The sequence below is a fragment of the Kitasatospora sp. NPDC101447 genome (assembly GCF_044767225.1).
GTDB lineage: Bacteria > Actinomycetota > Actinomycetes > Streptomycetales > Streptomycetaceae > Kitasatospora.
In genome coordinates, this window is the sequence record NZ_JBIWNL010000023.1 from 58,356 (window position 1) to 74,597 (window position 16,242).

Below are 16,242 nucleotides of genomic sequence, written 5' to 3' on the forward strand. Positions count from 1 at the left end.
TGTCTAACACACCGGTCCCGAATCCTGCCCCGGGCTTGGTCAGTTCGCGGTCGTCCCGTCACGCAGGGCTTCGGCGAGGGCGCGGCGGCACAGGGAGTCGGCGTGCCGGGTGGTCTCGGGGAGGCGGTAGCGGCGGGCGAGGTCGAGGGTGGTGCGGACGGCGGTGTCGAGGCCGATCCGGTGGCCGACGGAGACGAAGACGGGTTTGACGCCGGGTCGGGTGCGGACGGCGCGGCCGACTTCTTCGCCGGTGGCGGGGTCGGTGAGCGGGGTCCAGGAGCCGCGGGGCGCGTCGGGTTCGTGGTGGTCGAAGGTGAAGGGGGTCTTGGCGACGCCGAGGGTGCGCAGGCCGGTGACGACGCCGAGGTGGCTGGCGAGGCCGAGGCGGCGGGGGTGGGCGAGGCCGTAGCCGTCGCAGACGACGGTGTCGGGGGTGCGGGTGAGGGCGGCCAGTGCGTCGAGTACGGCGGGGAGTTCGCGGAAGGCGAGGAGTCCTGGGAGGTAGGGGAAGGCGATCCGGCCGACGGCGGTGGCCTGTTCGACGACGTCCAGGGTGTCCCGGTCGAGCAGGACGGCCGCTGCGACGACGAGGTCGCGGTCGTCGTCGTAGGCGACGTCCACGCCGGCGATCAGGTCACCGGGGGCGTCCTCGTCGTCGTGGGCCCGGACGAGCGGGCGCAGCCGCTGCTGTTCGGCGAGTGCTGCGGCCTCGGTGGTGGGCCAGTCGGCGGGCACGGGCACGGTCGGTTCCCCCGGGGAGTGGTGGTGCTGCGCGGTGGGCGCGGCGTTTGCGTGGTGGTGCGTGTCGTCGACGCGCTGCGGTTCACCGTACAGACCGGGGCGGACGACCCCGGGGTGAGCCCGTGCGCCCCCTGTGCTCCCGGGCGGGGGGACTAGCCTGGACGTATCGAACTGCCTTGCCGGGTAGGACTCCTGGAACCGGCACCACTCCCGCCCGTTTCCCCCGACGTGCGAAGGACCCCCGCCATGCCGCGTCCCTCCGCTGCCCAGGCCTGCCTCGGCTCGTTCACCGTCGTCGCCGCCACGGTGGCGCTGCTGGCCGTTTCGGGCGCCTCGGGCGTCCTGGCGGTCGCGGTCGTGGTGGTCTTCGCGTTGGCACTCGGCACCGTGGTGACGGTGCTGTCACTCTCCCGCTCGGCGGCGACCGCCACCACGGCCACCACCGCGGCCTCCACCACCGAGCCGGGCCCGGCCGAGACGCCCCGCGGCACCCCGGCGGGCCCGACCGCCCCCGAGCGCGCGTACGCCCGGCAGCGCTGATCCGCCGCCGGGCGCAGGAGCGTTCCGCGCCGCCGCTCAGACTTCCGTGGTGACCACCACGGTCTTCGCGGCCTTGTCGTGGATGCACTGCCGGTACGGCTTGTCGAAGACGCCGAAGACCAGGTCGATGACCCACCAGAGCGCGGCGCAGCAGAGCAGGGCCGGGAGGATGAAGACCGCCGAGCGGGTCCAGGCGGCGGACTGGGTCGGGATGTTCCCGTCGATGAGCATGGCGACGCGGACCTTCGTCGCCTTCTTGCCGAGGGTCTGGCCGTCCCGGCTGAGCATCAGGGCGTCGTAGACGAGGTAGATGAGGCAGGCGAGCCAGAAGGCCTCGGCGGAGCCGCTGCGCGCACCGAGGTCGACGAAGGGGCCCACCACGATCAGGGCGACGGCCTGCACGAGGAGGTAGTCGATCAGCCGGGCGAGGATCCGCTTGGGCCAGGTGCCGAGCGGCGGCATGCCGGGGACGGGTCCGCCGCCGGGCGTCCCGTACGCGCCGGGGCCGTAGCCGGTGCCGTAGCCGGGCGGGGGCTGGTCGTACGGATTGCGGTCGTACGGGGTCCGGCCGTGGGCGGGTCCGCTCTGCGCGCTCCCGCCGTAGGTGCCCTGGTAGGCGCCGGGGCCGCCGGGCTCACCTCCGGGCGGGCCTTGCGGCGGCTCTTCGGGCGGGGTCGGGCCTGACGGCTCGCCTTCCGGCGCGCCGCCGCCCGGCTGGGGGGACTGCTTGTCGAAGGAGGGCTTGCCGCCCCCCTCCGGCTGGGGGCCTGAGGGGTCGTGGGTGCTCATGCCCCGAGTAGAACATCACACATTCTCAGGGTTCGGGATATTTCGCCCGTTTTGCCGTCGCCGCCACGGAAGGGCCGAGGGGCTCGGCGTCTCAGACCCGCACCACCCGGGTGCGGGCCGCGCGGTCCTGCCAGCCGCGCCTCGCCGGACGGTCGAACACCGGCCAGACCAGGCCGAGCAGCAGCACCGCGCCCACCTGTCGTACGGTCCACCGGAGCAGTGACCGGCCGAGGCTCAGCCGGGTTCGGGCGGGGGCCGCGGCGTCGACCACGCGGATCCGGGCCAGCCGCTTGCCGAAGGTCTGGCCGGTGCGGGCGATCGGCAGCACCTCGTAGAGCAGGCCGGCGAGGAGCAGGATGCCGATCAGTACGGCGATCTTGCCCAGCACCACGTCGTCCACCAGCCAGACCTGGACCTGACGGCGGGTGAGGGCGCTGGCCATCCGGGCCTGGTCGAGCTTCTGCTGGAGGTGGTCGGAGACCGAGCGTCCGAGCGGGATGGCGGCGGCGACGGCCACCACCAGCAGCACGACGGTGTCCACCGCCCGGGCCGCGAGCCGGCGCCCCAGCCCGGCCGGCACCGCGGCGGGGACGGCGGAGCGACGACGGGCGGCGGCCTTCCGGGCCGACCCCACGGCGGGCAGCGGAGCGGTGGGGGTGACGGCGGCGGGCGCACCGCGCCTCGCGGACCCGGTGGACCCGGCAGACCCGGTGGACCCGGCGGACTTGGTGGACCCGGCGGACTTGGCAGGCACAGCGCCCGAGGCGGACCCACCGGGGCCCGCCCCCTCGGCCGACGCCTCCTCCACCACCGGCACCGCGCCCGAGGCCTCGACGGGCGGGACCTCGACGGGCGCGGCTTCAACGGGCGCGGCTTCGACGGGCGCGGCCTCGACGGACGGAGCCGGGGCCTTCCGCAGGGCCACTGCCGCGGCGGGTGCGACGACGGCAGCCGGCGCCACGGCTGCCGGAGCGCGCTCCGGTTCCGCACGCTCGTCCTCCTCGTCGGGCGCCCCCGGAAGCACCCCCCAGGAGACCCAGCGCGGCGCGCCGCCGGTCTCCATCAGCCCACGTTGCGCCCCCGGATCGGCCTGCCATCCCGACTCCCCCGGGGCTGCCTCGGACAGCGGCACCGGCGCCGGGCCGGGCAGCGCGGCCACCGCCGGCGCCGCGAAACCCCCGGCCGGGAACGCCGCGCCCGCCGGGCCCCCCTCTCCGGACGACGGGTCCGACATCACGGAGCCCCCGGCGCCCGCGCCTGCGGCCGACGACGTCGACGACGCCGGCCCGACCGTCCGGAACACCGGACCGCCGATCACCTCCGCCACCCGCGGCCCGATCACGAAGGACGCCCCGCCCGTGGTCTGGTCGAAGTACACCGGCCCGGTGTCGCCCCCGCCCGCCGGCGGCCGCCCCTCCGGCACCGGCGTGGGCGCAGGCGCCGGCACGACGGCCGCCGGAACCACCGGTGGCGGCACCGCCCGCGCCGGCGGTCGGCCCGGGGCGGGCCGCCGGGCCGCGTACCGGGGCGGCTCCAGCAGCTCGCCCTCGGCGGGCGCGGGCCGGCTGGTGCCGGGCACCCAGGCCGAGCCGCCCCAGTACCGGACGAAGCCGGGGATGGAGGGGTCGGGGTAGTAGCCCGGCTGGGGCGCGACGGCCGGGTCGCCTCCGTCGGCGAAGGAGCGGTCCGTCATGGGGGTCTTCTTTCCTGGCAGGTCCTGACGAGGGCAAGGAGAAGGACGGTGGCGGGCGGCGAGGGCCTCGGGAGAGCCGGATGCGGCCGCCCGGGACCGACGAAACCAGTGGAGCGGTGGAGCCGGTGGAACCGACGAAGCCAGTGGAGCCGGTGGAACCGTGAGTCGACATGCGCCGCGTCCGCCCGCGCGCACGACCCGGCGCGCCCGGCGCTCGGCGCGCGTGGGGGCACCACCGATGGGCGGACAGTCGCCGGGCAGTCACAAAGGGTAGTACCTCGCCGGAGCCCTGACGGGAAGTTCGCGAATCCCCGGACAGCGCCGGGCCGCTCGCGATAAAGAACCAGGCGCGCGGCGAACGCTCGCACGCCGCGCGACCGCCCCCTTCACCACCCCTCGTCGAACTTCCCGAAGAAATCCCGGAAACGTGTGTAAGAGCCGGTGCGGACCGCCCTCTCAAAGGTCACAGGGCCCGGAACCGGGCACGCCCCGCAGGCAGAGAGGAAGACGATCATGGAACGCCACGTCAGCGTCGTCGAGCACGAGCTGGAGCTCAACCTGGTGCTCTCGCCCGAGCACAGCGTCCCCGTCCCGGCGCGGCTGTCCTACGGCAGCCACGACCCGTACGCGGTCTACATCACCTTCCACCTGGACACCGGCTCCCCGGTGACCTGGGTGTTCGCCCGCGAGCTGCTGGTCGAGGGCACCTTCCGCCCGTGCGGCCAGGGCGACGTGCGGATCTGGCCGACGCGGTCGGGCCGGCGCAGCGTGCTCTGTCTGGCGCTGAGCTCGCCCGCCGGCGACGCGCTGCTGGAGGCGCCGCTGCCGGCCGTCGCGGCCTGGCTGGAGCGGGCGCACCGCCTGGTGCCGCCGGGCAGCGAGCTGGCCGCGCTGGACATGGACGGCTCGCTCGCCGAGCTGCTCGCGTAGGCGTGCGCCGCAGCATGCAGCGCACGCAGCACCACGCACCGGAGCGAGGACGCAGGAGCGGCGCCCCCGTCGGCTCAGCGGGCCGCGGGGGCCTGCTGACGACCACGGGCGGCGTCGGGGCCGCCGGCGTCGCGCTGTCCGGGCAGCCGGACCGCCGGCACGCCGGCGGAGCGTCGCCGCGCCCCTATCCGGATCGCGGCGGCGAGCAGGAAGCAGAGGCCGACCCAGGGGTAGACCGAGGTCGGCAGCTGGCGCCACGGTGACATGTGGAGGACTGCCACGCCGACCGGCTTCGCCGCCCACATCGCGAAGGACAGGAAGGCGACCAGCGTGGCCCAGAAGACCGCCCGCCAGCGCAGTCGCCGGACGCCGGCCGGGCGGGCGTGCTCGACGGAGGCCTCGGCGGCGAGCAGGACGAGCAGCGGCACGCACCAGACCCAGTGGTGGGTCCAGCTGATCGGGGAGATCAGCACGGCGGTGACGGCCGCGCAGCAGACGCCCCAGGCCTCGGCCCGGGGCAGCCAGCGGGCGCTGCGGGCGGCCCAGGCGGCGACGGCGAGGCCGGCCACCGCGACCAGGCCGGCCCCGAGGGTGGCGACGGTGCCGGGGTCGGCACTGTGCAGCAGGCGGGCGAAGGCGCCGCGCAGCGACTGGTTGTCGACGATCCAGGTCTTGCCGACCCGGGAGGAGTCGTAGAGGTACTTGGTCCAGAAGCCCCAGGTGGCGTCGGGCAGCACGAGGGCGCCGAGCAGGAAGGTGCCGAGGAAGGTGAGGCCGGCCACGAAGGCGGCCCGGATCCGGCCGGTGACCAGCAGGTAGACGGCGAACAGGCCGGGGGTGAGCTTGATGCCGGCGGCGATGCCGATCGCCACGCCCTTGCTGCGGCGCCCGTCCGGGCGGGTGAGGTCCCAGAGGACCAGGCAGGCGAGCGCGAGGTTGATCTGGCCGTAGCGGAGCGTGGTGAAGACGGGCTCCAGCCAGACCCCGAGGCCGGTCACCAGGATCACGCCGATCGGCCGCAGCTCGCGGCGCGGCCAGCCGACCAGCTTGAACGACAGATGGGTCAGCAGGGCGAGCAGCCCGACATTGCCGAGAGTGATCACGATCCGGAGGAGGGGGACCGGGAACCAGGTGGTCGGGACGAACAGCATCGCCGCGAACGGGGGGTACGTCGCGGGCAGGTTCCACTCGGTGACGCGCAGCCCGTACAGGTCGGAGCCGTCGGCGACGGCGGCGCCCTCGGCCCGGTAGACGATCATGTCCACCATCGAGGTGTGGACGAAGTGGCGCACCACTGCGTACACGACCAGGGAGAACAGGGCCAGCGCGGAGGCGGCCAGCAGCGGACGGCGGGGAGCCTCGCGCAGGGCCCGGACGGGAGCGCCGAGCACGCGGCGCAGCTGGTCCGACAGGGGCTCGGGCGAGGGGTCGGGTGCGGTCCGCACCGGGCTTCGCTCGTCTTGCACCGCTGTCACTGTTCACTCCGTCCACCGCTCGGCCAACCAGCGACGATACCGGATGCCACCCGAACGGTACGGGACTCGTTCGACTACGGAACGTGACAAAGGTGCCCCGACCGGCCGCGCAGTGGCTCGGGGTGGAGCTCGGAGCGCGGACGGCCGGGGCCGGGAGGGCCACCAGGGACCGGGAGAGGCGGGGAGGCCGGGGGCGGGGCCCGGCGGGCGGTCAGCCCGTGTACGCCCCCAGGGCCCGGGTGAAGTCCAGCGGCTGCTGGACGATGCTGCTGCAGGTGGCGTCGGCGTAGCCCTTGGCGCCGCCGTCGCAGGCCTTGTCGCGGGTGCCGGACCACATGGCCAGCCAGGCGAGGTGCTTGGCCTTGGCGAAATCGGCGAGCTGCTTGGCGTCGGCCACGGTGAAGACCTCGCTGGCCACGTCGTTGACGCCGATCATCGGGGTGACCGCGACCCTGCGCCAGGCGGCCGCGTCGTCCAGCCCCAGCACGCTCTTGACCTGGGCCTGGGTGGCGGTGGCCGCGGCGATCGCGTACTTGCCCATCTGGCCCTGCGGGTTGGGGGCGACGCCGTCGCCGAAGTCCATCGCCATGATGTTGACGGCGCCGATCGCGACGCCGTTGGCCTTGGCGTCGGCGACGAGGTTGACGCCGTCCTGGGTCAGGCCGGAGGGCAGCGCGGGCAGGGTGTAGGAGACGTCGAGGGCCTTGCCCTTGGCGGCGGCGTTCTTCTGCAGCTGGGCGACGGCCTGGGCGCGCCGGGTGTTGGCGGCGGCGTTGGCGATCGCGCCGCCCTCGACGTCGAAGTCCAGCTTGGTGGCGCCGTACGCGTCCACGACCTTCTGGTACGCGGCCGTGAGGTCGGCGGTGGAGGAGCAGGCGAGGGCCAGTTCGCTGCCGTTGGCGCCGCCGAAGGAGATCCGGACGTCACCGCCGATCGCCCGCAGCGCGCCGATCTGGGCGGCCACCGCGTCGGCCGACAGGTCGCTGACGCCGCCCCACTTGGGCACGCAGCCGCCGCCGGACACCACGAAGGCGAGGTTGACGTTCTTCACGCCGCTCGCCTTGGCGGTGGCGACCAGGTCGTACGGCGGGTACAGCGAGGTGTCCACGTACGGGGCGAAGCCGGCCCCGGCACCGACCGGAGGAACGGGCACACCGGTCGCCGTGGGGGTGACGGTCGGGGTGGGGGTCGGCGCCGGGGTGGTCGGCTTCGCCGTGGCGGTGGGGCTGGGCTTGGCGGTGGCGGTCGGGGTGGCACTCGCCGTCGCGGTGGGGGAAGCGGTCGGGGTGGCCGTGGCGGTGGCGGTCGGACGCCCGGAGGGGGTGGGCGGCGTGCCGTCGCCCGCCTTGCAGGAGACGTTGTTGATCAGGCAGTTCCCCGGCTCGGCCTGGGCCGCGCCCGCGCCCTGCGCGACGAAGCCGACCACCACGCTCTTGCCGGGCTCCAGCCGCTTGCTCCAGGACTCCGGCTTGACCGTGACGTGCTGCCCCTGGGTGGTGAAGGCGGCGTTCCACAGCGAGTCGATCTTCGCGCCGGACGGCAGGTCGAAGCTGAGCGTCCAGTCCTCGATCGGGCGGCTGTCCGGGTTGGTGACCAGGTACTGGCCGGTGTAGCCGGCGTCCCAGGTGCTGGTGCGGCTGTAGACGGCGCCGAGCGAGGCGGCGCTGGCCGAGGAGGCGAGGACGACCGTCCCGCCCGCGACCAGGGCGGCGGCGACCGCGGCGGCCCCGACGATCGCGCCCTTGCGGCTGCGCCTGCGACGGCCGGAGCGGCGGGTGGGCTGGGTGGTCATGGCGCGTTACCTCCGCGGGTGACGTCGGTCGGCCGCCGTCCGGGGCACGGGGTGCCTGCGGACGTCCGGGCGGCCGGCCCGGCTCGGTCGGGTGACCGGCGCGACCGACGCTAGCGGCGGCCCGGGGGCCGGAACGGCTTGCTGAGCGAGGGGTAGAACTCCCTTAGGCCGCAGTTAAGGAAGACCCCTCCACTGACCCGCCGTCACCACCGGAACCACCGTCAGCACCGGAAGCCGCCGGAGGCCGCCATCAACCGCCGGAACCGCGACCGCCGGCCCGTCACCGCTGGAAGAGCGCTCCCCGGCTCCGCCGCCGTCCGGTCCGCGCGCCCGCTGCCTCCTGCGGCCGGGTGCGCAGCCGCAGCCTGGTCTCGGCGCCGCCGAGGACGGCGGAGCGGCCGAGCGCGAGGTCCCCGCCGGTGGTCTCGGCGAGCTTGCGGACGATGTCCAGGCCGAGGCCGGTCGAGCCCTCGCCGCCGTGGCCCTCGCCGCGCTTGAGGGCGGCGGCCGGGTCGCTGTACCCGGGGCCGGCGTCGCCGACCAGCACGATCACCGAGGAGTCGGTGGCCAGCACGTCCACCGAGAAGGCGGTGCCGATGGCGGTGTGCCGGAAGACGTTGCCGAGCAGCGCGTCGACGACGGCCGCCAGGTCGCCGCGCTGGACGGGTACGGGTGCCGGGCGCTCGGCACCCGCGAGCTGCCAGCGGCGCCCCTCGTCCTCGGCCAGTGCCGACCAGAAGCCGACCCGCTCGCGGATCACCTCGGCGGCGTCGCAGCCGACCGTGACGGCGGGCGCGTCCTCGGGGGCGCGGCGGGCCGAGCGGATGATCTGGTCGACCTCGCGCTCCAGTTGGGCGACCGCGTGCCGGGTGGCGTCGGCCGCGTCGCCGTCGCCGAGCGAGGCGGCGTTGAGCCGCAGCACGGTCAGCGGGGTGCGCAGCCGGTGGGACAGGTCGGCGGCCAGTTCCCTTTCGGCGGCGAGGAGTTGGACCACCCGGTCGGCCATGGTGTTGAACGCGTGGCCGGCCTCGCGCAGTTCCTCGGGGCTGCCGTCGACCTGCTTGCCCGTCACCGGGACCCGGACCGCGAGGTTGCCGGCGCCCAGGGAGCGGGCGGCGCCGGCGAGGCGCCGGGCGGAGGCGACGATCCGGTTGCCCATCCGGTCGGCGACCAGCACCGAGATGGCGACCAGGGCGAGCGCGACGGCGGAGAGCACCAGCCAGGCGGTGGAGACGCCCCGGGTGAGGTCGCTCTCGGCCACGAACACCTCGACGACGGCCGTCCGCCCGGTGTCCACCGCGACCGGCTGGAGCAGGGCGTAGCCGCCGGGCACCTGCACGGTGAAGGAGCGGCCCTGCCCGCCGGCGGTGGCCACGTCGCCGGCGGCGGCCCGGCCCTCCCCCAGCGTCGGGCCGCCGGGCCCGCCCGTCCCGGGGGTCTCGGGGGTCTCGGGCCGGCCCGCGGCCGGCAGGTGGACCGCCATCCGGCCCTGCCCGCCCGCGTCCGTACTGGCCAGGGCCCGGGTGACGGCGTCCTGCTCGGTGGTGATCGCGAGGGCCGGGCCGAGCGCCGCGGCCTGGCGTTCGGCGGCGGTGAACGCCCGGTCCCGGGCGGTCTGCTGGACCATCAGGCCGAGCGGGATGAGGAAGGCCAGCGCGACCATGGTGGTCCCGGCCACGGCGGCCTTGATCAGGGCCCAGCGCAGCGAGTGCCCGAACCTCCTCATGTCCGGTGCCCCGCCGGGCCCCCGACGGCTTCCAGCCGCACCCCGACACCCCGGACGGTGTGCAGGTAGCGGGGGTTGGAGGCGGTCTCGCCGAGCTTGCGGCGCAGCCAGGAGAGGTGGACGTCGATGGTCTGGTCGCCGCCGTAGGTCTGCTGCCAGACCTCGGCGAGGATCTCCTTGCGCGGCACGACCACGCCGGGGCGGGCGGCGAGGAAGGCCAGCAGGTCGAACTCACGGCGGGTCAGGTCGAGCAGCCGGTCGTCCAGGGAGGCCTCGCGCCGTTGGAGGTCGATGGCCAGTCCGCCGACCCGCAGCACCTGGGCGACGGGTGCGGCGCCGCTGCCGAGCCGGCGCAGCACGGCGGCCATCCGGGCGCTGAGGTGCTCTCCGGAGAAAGGTTTCACCAAGTAGTCGTCGGCACCGTCGTTGAGCAGCCGGACGATCTCGGCCTCGTCGTCCCGGGCGGTGGAGATGATCACCGGCACGTTGGTCAGGCCCCGGATCATCTTGAGCGCCTCGCTGCCGTCCAGGTCCGGCAGGCCGAGGTCGAGGATCACCAGGTCGCAGCCGACCTGGGCCACCTCCCGCAGCGCCTCCAGCGCGGTGCCCACGCTGCGGACCGCGTGACCCGTGTCGGTCAGGTGGCGGATGAGGGCGGAACGTACGAAGGGGTCGTCCTCGACCACGAGCACTGTTGCCATGGGCCTGCACGGTACGCCATCGGGGGGCAGTGGTCTGTACCTCGGGGCCACGTCCGGACATTGTGCAACTGCCCTGAGGAATGGCAGGGGTGCCGGTCTCGGGCGGGGCGGAAGTACGGCAGGATGTGCGCACGATGCGGAACGGACTGGTACAGCTCGGCGCCTGGGCGGCGGCCACCGGGGCGGCGGTGGCGCTGTCCTGGCTCGGCGTGCACGCGGTGCTGACCGGCGCCGCGTTCGAGCAGCCCACGGCGCTGCCGCTGCCCTCCCCCAAGGCCGACGGAACGCCGTACTCCCCCACCGCCGCCCCCGAGCAGCCGCGGCCGGCCGAGCAGTCGGCGACCCCGACGCCGACCCAGCCGACGTCCCCGCCCGCCACCGCGACGCACGGCACGACCCCCGCCGCGACCGCCCCGCCGCCCACCCGGCGGCCCACGCCGACGCCCACGCCGACGTCCACGGTCAAGAGCTACCCGATCCCGGGCGGCAAGGTCGCACTGGACCTGATGCCCGACCGGGCCTCGCTGGTCTCCGCCACCCCGGACCCGGGCTGGCAGATGCAGGTGTGGAACGGCCCGCAGTGGATGCGGATCGACTTCACCAGGGACGCCCAGGCCAACTCGGTCTTCGTCTACTGGAACGGGCACCCGCCGATCGTGGAGACGGCCGTCCGCTGACGAGCCGTGCGCCGATCGGGCCCGGGGCCTCCCCGCCCGGCGGCGCTCCGTCAGAACCCGTCGTGCGGCACGTAGCCCGGCAGGTACGGCCCCGCGTACCCGCCCCGGTCGACCAGCGTGTGCCTCGTCCCGCCGGGCACTCCGATGGTGGCCAGCACCACCGTGCCGTACGCGTCCCGTGCCCGGTACGGCTCGGCCAGCGACAGCGCGCCGCGGTCGACCGCGTAGTCGTAGGCGTAGTAGACGTCCGGCACGCTCACCGCGACGTCCAGCACCCCGTCCCCGTACCGCTCCAGGTACGCGGCCAGCTCCCGGCCCCGCGGGCCGATCGCCTGCACCAGCGAGGTCAGCACGATCCGCGTCCCCGGCGCGGCGAGCACGTACGAGGTGGTCTCCGGCTCGCCGGTCTCCGGCCCGGCGTACGCGGTGCACCGCAGCCCGAGCGCGGCGCAGTAGCGACGGGCCGCCCGTTCGGCGTCGCCGACCGCGAAGACCACCGCGTCGGCGCGGCCCGCCGGCAGCGGCCCCGGTTCGCCCGCGTCCGGTGTGACGCCTGCCCGGAGCAGGACGGGTTCGGCGGCGGTGTCGGTCATGACGGCCCTCCCGGTGGGCGTACGGACGACGCTGGGGCCCCGGCGCCGGGGTGGGGGCCCGGGGCAGGGGGTGGTGGCTGGAGGGTGGCGCCGAGCCGACCTGCGCGCAACTGTTCCGTTTCCTCCTGGTCAAGCTGTGCCCCGGGGCGGGAGAATCGGCCGCACAGCTGTACAGAATGCCCACCGGAGGACGGTGCCGCGATGCCCCCCGCCCACTCCCCGAGCCCCCACGACTCGCCCAACACCGCCGCCCCGCAAGGTACTTCGATCGTGGGCAGCACGAACGACACCATCGACGCCCTGGACGGCCGGCTGATCCGGCTGCTCGCCGAGGAGCCCCGGATCGGGGTGCTGGAGTGCTCGCGCCGGCTGCAGGTCGCCCGGGGCACCGTGCAGGCCCGCCTGGACCGGCTCCAGGCCAAGGGGGTGATCGGCGGCTTCGGCCCGGAGGTGGACCCGGCGGCGATCGGCTACCCGGTGACGGCCTTCGCGACCCTGGAGATCTCCCAGGGCCAGGGCACGGACGTGCGCGCCCACCTGGCGAGCGTGCCGGAGGTGCTGGAGCTGCACACCATCACCGGGATCGGGGACATGATGGTGCGGATCGTGGCCCGGTCCAACGCCGATCTGCAGCGGGTGATCGACCGGGTGGTCGGCTTCGACGGGATCGTCCGCTCGTCCACCGCGATCGTGCTGGAGAACCCGGTGCCGTACCGGATCCTGCCTCTGGTGGACCAGGCCGCCGCCGAGTAGTCGCCGAGGCGGCACGCGCCGACACGCCACGCTCCGAGGCGGCACGCGCCGGAGCGTCCCGGACCGGACCCGGCCCCGGACCGTCCCGGCCCGCCCGGATCAGCAGGAGGGGACGCTGCCGCCGCTCTTGAGCGCCTTCAGCGCCGAGACCGACTCGTCGAGCGTGCCGACCGGCACCAGCCGCAGTGACTTCGGCGTGTTCACCTTGGCGTCCGTGCACTCGTCCCTGGGCAGCAGGAACACCGTCGCGCCGTCCCGGGCGGCCGCCTGCGTCTTCAGCGGGACGCCGCCCACCGGGCCGACGGTGCCGTCCTTGTCGATGGTGCCGGTGCCCGCGATGGTGAGCCCGCCGGTGAGGTCGCCGCCCATGCCGTCCCCGGCCAGCTTGTCGACGATGCCCAGCGCCAGCATCTGGCCGGCGCTGGGGCCGCCGATGTCGCCCAGGTCGACCTTGACCTTCACCTGGTCAGGCGACAGGTGGAGGTAGCTCAGCGCGGCCGCGGTCGCGCTGTCCTGCGACTCGGCCATCTGCTGGGCGGTGACCTCCTCGGCCTTGGCCGGGTCGCCCTGCGGGTACACGGTCTCGGTCGGGCGGACCGCCTCCTTCGGGTCGAACCAGGACTGCATCGACCGCAGGAAGGTGTTGCGCTGGTCCGGGTTGGTCGCCGTGATGGTGACCATCCGCAGCTGCCCGTCGGTGGTGCGCAGCGGGGCTCCGGTGATGGTGAGCACCGGCTTGTCCTGGTAGGTGCCCAGGGTGTCCGCGGTCAGGCCCGGCCAGGTGAGGGTGTACGGCAGCGGGACGAAGGCGGCCACGCCGAACAGCGCGGCGACCAGCGCCCCGCACAGCGCGAGCGCGCGGGTCCGCGGGGAGGTGAGGGCCTTGGAGAGCTTGGTGTCGGACACAAGGGGAATCCAAACACACCCGGCGCCCCGCGCGGGCGCTACCTCAGGGCGTCCGCCACCTCGGTCGCCGCCTCCACGACCCGGGGTCCGACCCGCTCGGGCACCATGCCGTTGAGCATCACCACGCCGACGCTGCCCTCGATGCCGCTCAGCCCGAGCAGCGCGGCGGCCGCCCCGCACGCCCCGGACTGCTCCTCCGCACGGGTGATGACGAAGCCCTGTTCGGGACGCCGCTGGCTGGGGAAGGCGCGCGCGTCCAGGATCGCCCGGCCGGCCGCGCTCTCGGTGAGCGGGTGGCGCAGGCCGGTCCGGTAGGCGACGTGGAAGTCGGTCCAGCTCGGCTCGACCACGGCGACGGCCAGCGCCTCGTTGCCGTCCACGAGGGTGAGGTGGGCGGTGGCGCCGAGGTCCTCGGCGAGGCTGCGCAGGGCGGGCAGCGCGGCCTCGCGCAGCAGCGGGTGCACCCGGTGCGCGAGCCGCAGCACGCCGAGTCCCACCCGGGCGCGGCCGCCGATGTCCCGGCGGACCAGGCCGTGCTGCTCCAGGGTGGCCAGCAGCCGGTAGACGACGGTGCGGTTGACGGCCAGCCGGGCCGCCAGTTCGGTGACGGTCAGCCCCCGCTCGGAGTCGGCAAGGAGCTTGAGGACCCGGACGCCGCGGTCCAGGGTCTGGGAGGTCTCGGCTGTCACGACGGGCAATCCTTTCCGCGGCACTCGCGGGGCGGGCGGCGCCGGTCCAAGGTCGGTGTCGCGCGCAGGTGGGGGTGGCCGCGCTCGGGCCGTGCGCGACGTCGTCATTGACGCCGGGTACGGCCCTGCGGCGCCGTCCCGCGGGGGTTTGCCCGACGGAAGAGCGTGGGGGAAAGGTAGTGAAGGAAATGTCGCGGCGGAAGTGGTTGTCCAAAATTCGGGCGTGATCGACTTCAACAGCGTCGCGAAATCCGGACGAAGCCCCCCAAAGCACCGGGCCGGTCAGCGCACGGGTTCGATCCGGGTCCGATGTCCGGACACCTCGGGCCGCGGGCCCCCGCCCGGGGCCGGGCGGGGCGGGGGAGGCCGGCCCGGGAGGGCCCGTCAGGGTGTTACTTCGCCCACTCCCGGATCCGGGCGATCCGCGCCTTGAGCTGGTTGGCCGTGGCCTGCGCGGTGAGCGGCCCGCCACACTGGCGGCGCAGCTCGTTGTGGATGGTGCCGTGCGGCTGGCTGGTGCGGTGGTGCCAGGCGGCCACCAGCGCGTTCAGCTCCTTGCGCAGCTCCCGCAGCTCCTGGTGGGTGACGACCGGCCGCTCCTCGGCGGGCAGCTCCAGCAGGTCGGCCTCCTCGGCCGGCTTGGCCTTGGAGCGCTGGATCTGGCGGTGCTGGCGCTTCTGCAGCAGCATCTGGACCTGGTCCGGCTCCAGCAGGCCCGGGATGCCGAGGTAGTCCTCCTCCTCCTCGCTCCCCGGGTGGGCCTGCATGCCGAACTCCATGGCGTTGTACAGCACCCGGTCGAAGACCGCGTCGGAGCCCAGCGCCTCGTAGGAGAACTCCTCGCCGCCCGCGCCGTCCGGCCCGTCGTTGGCCCGTTCGGCCTCGGCGAGCAGCCGGTCCTCCTCGTCGAAGAGGCCGTCGCCCTCCTTCTTCGGCCGGTCCAGCACGTGGTCGCGCTGGACCTCCATCTCGTTGGCGAAGCTCAGCAGCATCGGGATGGTCGGCAGGAACACCGAGGCGGTCTCGCCGCGCTTGCGGGCGCGCACGAAGCGGCCGACGGCCTGGGCGAAGAAGAGCGGGGTGGAGATCGAGGTCGCGTACACCCCGACGGCCAGCCGGGGCACGTCGACGCCTTCGGACACCATGCGGACCGCGACCATCCAGCGGGAGGTCCCGGCGGAGTAGTCGGAGATCCGCTTGGAGGCCTCGGTCTCGTCCGAGAGCACCAGGGTGACCTTCTCGCCGCTGATCTCGCGCAGCATCTTGGCGTAGGAGCGGGCCACGGTCTGGTCGGTGGCGATGACCAGCCCGCCGGCGTCCGGGATGGCCTTGCGGACCTCGGTCAGGCGCCGGTCGGCGGCCTGCAGCACGGCCGGGATCCACTCGCCCTGCGGGGACAGCGCGGTGCGCCAGGCCTGGGCGATCAGGTCCTTGGTCATCGGCTCGCCGAGCCGGGCCTCCAGCTCGTCGCCGGCCTTGGTGCGCCAGCGCATGTTGCCGCTGTAGCTGAGGAAGATCACCGGGCGGACGACGTGGTCGGCGAGCGCGTTGCCGTAGCCGTAGGTGTAGTCGGCCACGGACTTGCGGATGCCGTCGCTGCCCGCCTCGTACTGGACGAACGGGATCGGGTTGGTGTCCGAGCGGAACGGCGTACCGGTCAGCGCCAGTCGGCGGGTGGCCGGCTCGAAGGCCTCGAAGCAGGCCTCGCCCCAGGACTTCGAGTCACCGGCGTGGTGGATCTCGTCCATGATCACGAGGGTCTTGCGGGCCTCGGTCCGGTTGCGGTGCAGCATCGGGTTGACCCCGACGCCCGCGTAGGTGATCGCGATGCCGTGGTACTCCCGGGACAGCGGACCGGAGGAGTACCCCGGGTCCAGCTTGATGCCTATCCGCGCGGCGGCCTCGGCCCACTGCTTCTTCAGGTGCTCGGTCGGCGCGATCACGGTCACCTGCTGCACCAGGTGGTTGTGCAGCAGGTACGAGGCCAGGGTGAGCGCGAAGGTGGTCTTCCCCGCGCCCGGGGTGGCGACCGCGAGGAAGTCGCGTGGCTGCGTCTCGATGTACTTGTCCAGCGCACCCTGCTGCCAGGCCCGCAGCTTGCCCGCGGTGCCCCAGGGGGCGCGGCCGGGGAAGGCCGGGGAGAGGTGGTGCGAACCGGCGGTCGCGGCGTGGCCGGCGGACCGGGCGGGCGCCTGGGTCTCCGAGGCGTCGGAGAACAGCGGCATCGAGGAGGCGGC

Annotated in this window: 15 protein-coding genes; 4 read left to right on the forward strand and 11 right to left on the reverse strand. The window is 74.6% G+C overall.

What is annotated here, in order from left to right; genetic code table 11:
* Window positions 1–39: 39 nt before the first annotated feature.
* Window positions 40–741 (reverse strand): endonuclease V, encoded by a 702-nt coding sequence (locus ACIRST_RS27785; protein WP_350521796.1) that lies wholly within the window; start codon window positions 739–741, stop codon window positions 40–42.
* A 246-nt stretch (window positions 742–987) separates the two neighbouring features.
* On the opposite strand from ACIRST_RS27785, the gene ACIRST_RS27790 reads away from it, so the two are divergent.
* On the forward strand, window positions 988–1,281 hold the full coding sequence (locus ACIRST_RS27790) for a hypothetical protein (protein ID WP_402805143.1): 294 nt from the start codon (window positions 988–990) through the stop codon (window positions 1,279–1,281).
* Between the two features lie 36 nt (window positions 1,282–1,317).
* On the opposite strand, the gene ACIRST_RS27795 is transcribed toward ACIRST_RS27790, so the two are convergent.
* Together ACIRST_RS27795 and ACIRST_RS27800 are read right to left on the reverse strand one after the other, a co-directional pair.
* The gene (locus ACIRST_RS27795) at window positions 1,318–2,070 is read right to left on the reverse strand and encodes an RDD family protein (RefSeq protein WP_402805145.1); all 753 of its coding nucleotides are present in this window, start codon (window positions 2,068–2,070) and stop codon (window positions 1,318–1,320) included.
* A 91-nt stretch (window positions 2,071–2,161) separates the two neighbouring features.
* Window positions 2,162–3,763, reverse strand: coding sequence for an RDD family protein (locus tag ACIRST_RS27800; protein ID WP_402805147.1), 1,602 nt, complete (start codon window positions 3,761–3,763; stop codon window positions 2,162–2,164).
* A 513-nt stretch (window positions 3,764–4,276) separates the two neighbouring features.
* Here ACIRST_RS27800 and ACIRST_RS27805 point away from each other — a divergent pair.
* Window positions 4,277–4,693 carry an SsgA family sporulation/cell division regulator gene (locus tag ACIRST_RS27805; protein ID WP_350521792.1) on the forward strand — a complete coding sequence of 139 codons (417 nt, stop codon included), beginning with the start codon at window positions 4,277–4,279 and terminating at the stop codon, window positions 4,691–4,693.
* Window positions 4,694–4,767: 74 nt separating this feature from the next.
* Here ACIRST_RS27805 and ACIRST_RS27810 read toward each other — a convergent pair whose 3' ends face one another.
* The 4 genes from ACIRST_RS27810 to ACIRST_RS27825 form a co-directional block, all read right to left on the reverse strand.
* The gene (locus tag ACIRST_RS27810) at window positions 4,768–6,159 is read right to left on the reverse strand and encodes a glycosyltransferase 87 family protein (RefSeq protein ID WP_402805149.1); all 1,392 of its coding nucleotides are present in this window, start codon (window positions 6,157–6,159) and stop codon (window positions 4,768–4,770) included.
* A 220-nt stretch (window positions 6,160–6,379) separates the two neighbouring features.
* Entirely contained in the window at window positions 6,380–7,960 is a 1,581-nt protein-coding gene (locus tag ACIRST_RS27815) for a cellulose binding domain-containing protein (RefSeq protein WP_402805151.1), read from the reverse strand.
* A gap of 280 nt (window positions 7,961–8,240) precedes the next feature.
* Window positions 8,241–9,686 (reverse strand): HAMP domain-containing sensor histidine kinase, encoded by a 1,446-nt coding sequence (locus tag ACIRST_RS27820; RefSeq protein ID WP_350521789.1) that lies wholly within the window; start codon window positions 9,684–9,686, stop codon window positions 8,241–8,243.
* On the reverse strand, window positions 9,683–10,387 hold the full coding sequence (locus ACIRST_RS27825) for a response regulator transcription factor (protein WP_350521788.1): 705 nt from the start codon (window positions 10,385–10,387) through the stop codon (window positions 9,683–9,685). The genes ACIRST_RS27820 and ACIRST_RS27825 overlap by 4 nt, the downstream gene beginning before the upstream one ends.
* A gap of 134 nt (window positions 10,388–10,521) precedes the next feature.
* Between ACIRST_RS27825 and ACIRST_RS27830 the strand changes: the two genes are divergently transcribed.
* Window positions 10,522–11,064 carry a hypothetical protein gene (locus tag ACIRST_RS27830; protein WP_402805154.1) on the forward strand — a complete coding sequence of 181 codons (543 nt, stop codon included), beginning with the start codon at window positions 10,522–10,524 and terminating at the stop codon, window positions 11,062–11,064.
* A gap of 50 nt (window positions 11,065–11,114) precedes the next feature.
* On the opposite strand, the gene ACIRST_RS27835 is transcribed toward ACIRST_RS27830, so the two are convergent.
* Window positions 11,115–11,657, reverse strand: a complete 543-nt coding sequence (locus ACIRST_RS27835) for a VOC family protein (protein ID WP_402805156.1) — start codon at window positions 11,655–11,657, stop codon at window positions 11,115–11,117.
* Between the two features lie 270 nt (window positions 11,658–11,927).
* Here ACIRST_RS27835 and ACIRST_RS27840 point away from each other — a divergent pair, with 270 nt between their 5' ends.
* Entirely contained in the window at window positions 11,928–12,410 is a 483-nt protein-coding gene (locus tag ACIRST_RS27840) for an Lrp/AsnC family transcriptional regulator (RefSeq protein ID WP_350521785.1), read from the forward strand.
* Between the two features lie 99 nt (window positions 12,411–12,509).
* Here the strand turns inward: ACIRST_RS27840 and ACIRST_RS27845 are convergent, their stop codons facing one another.
* The 3 genes from ACIRST_RS27845 to ACIRST_RS27855 form a co-directional block, all read right to left on the reverse strand.
* Window positions 12,510–13,316, reverse strand: a complete 807-nt coding sequence (locus ACIRST_RS27845; protein WP_350521784.1) for a S16 family serine protease — start codon at window positions 13,314–13,316, stop codon at window positions 12,510–12,512.
* Between the two features lie 38 nt (window positions 13,317–13,354).
* Window positions 13,355–14,005, reverse strand: coding sequence for a helix-turn-helix domain-containing protein (locus ACIRST_RS27850; protein WP_350521783.1), 651 nt, complete (start codon window positions 14,003–14,005; stop codon window positions 13,355–13,357).
* Between the two features lie 392 nt (window positions 14,006–14,397).
* Complete coding sequence (locus ACIRST_RS27855; RefSeq protein ID WP_350521915.1) at window positions 14,398–16,230, reverse strand: DEAD/DEAH box helicase; 1,833 nt, start codon at window positions 16,228–16,230, stop codon at window positions 14,398–14,400.
* Window positions 16,231–16,242 lie beyond the last annotated feature (12 nt).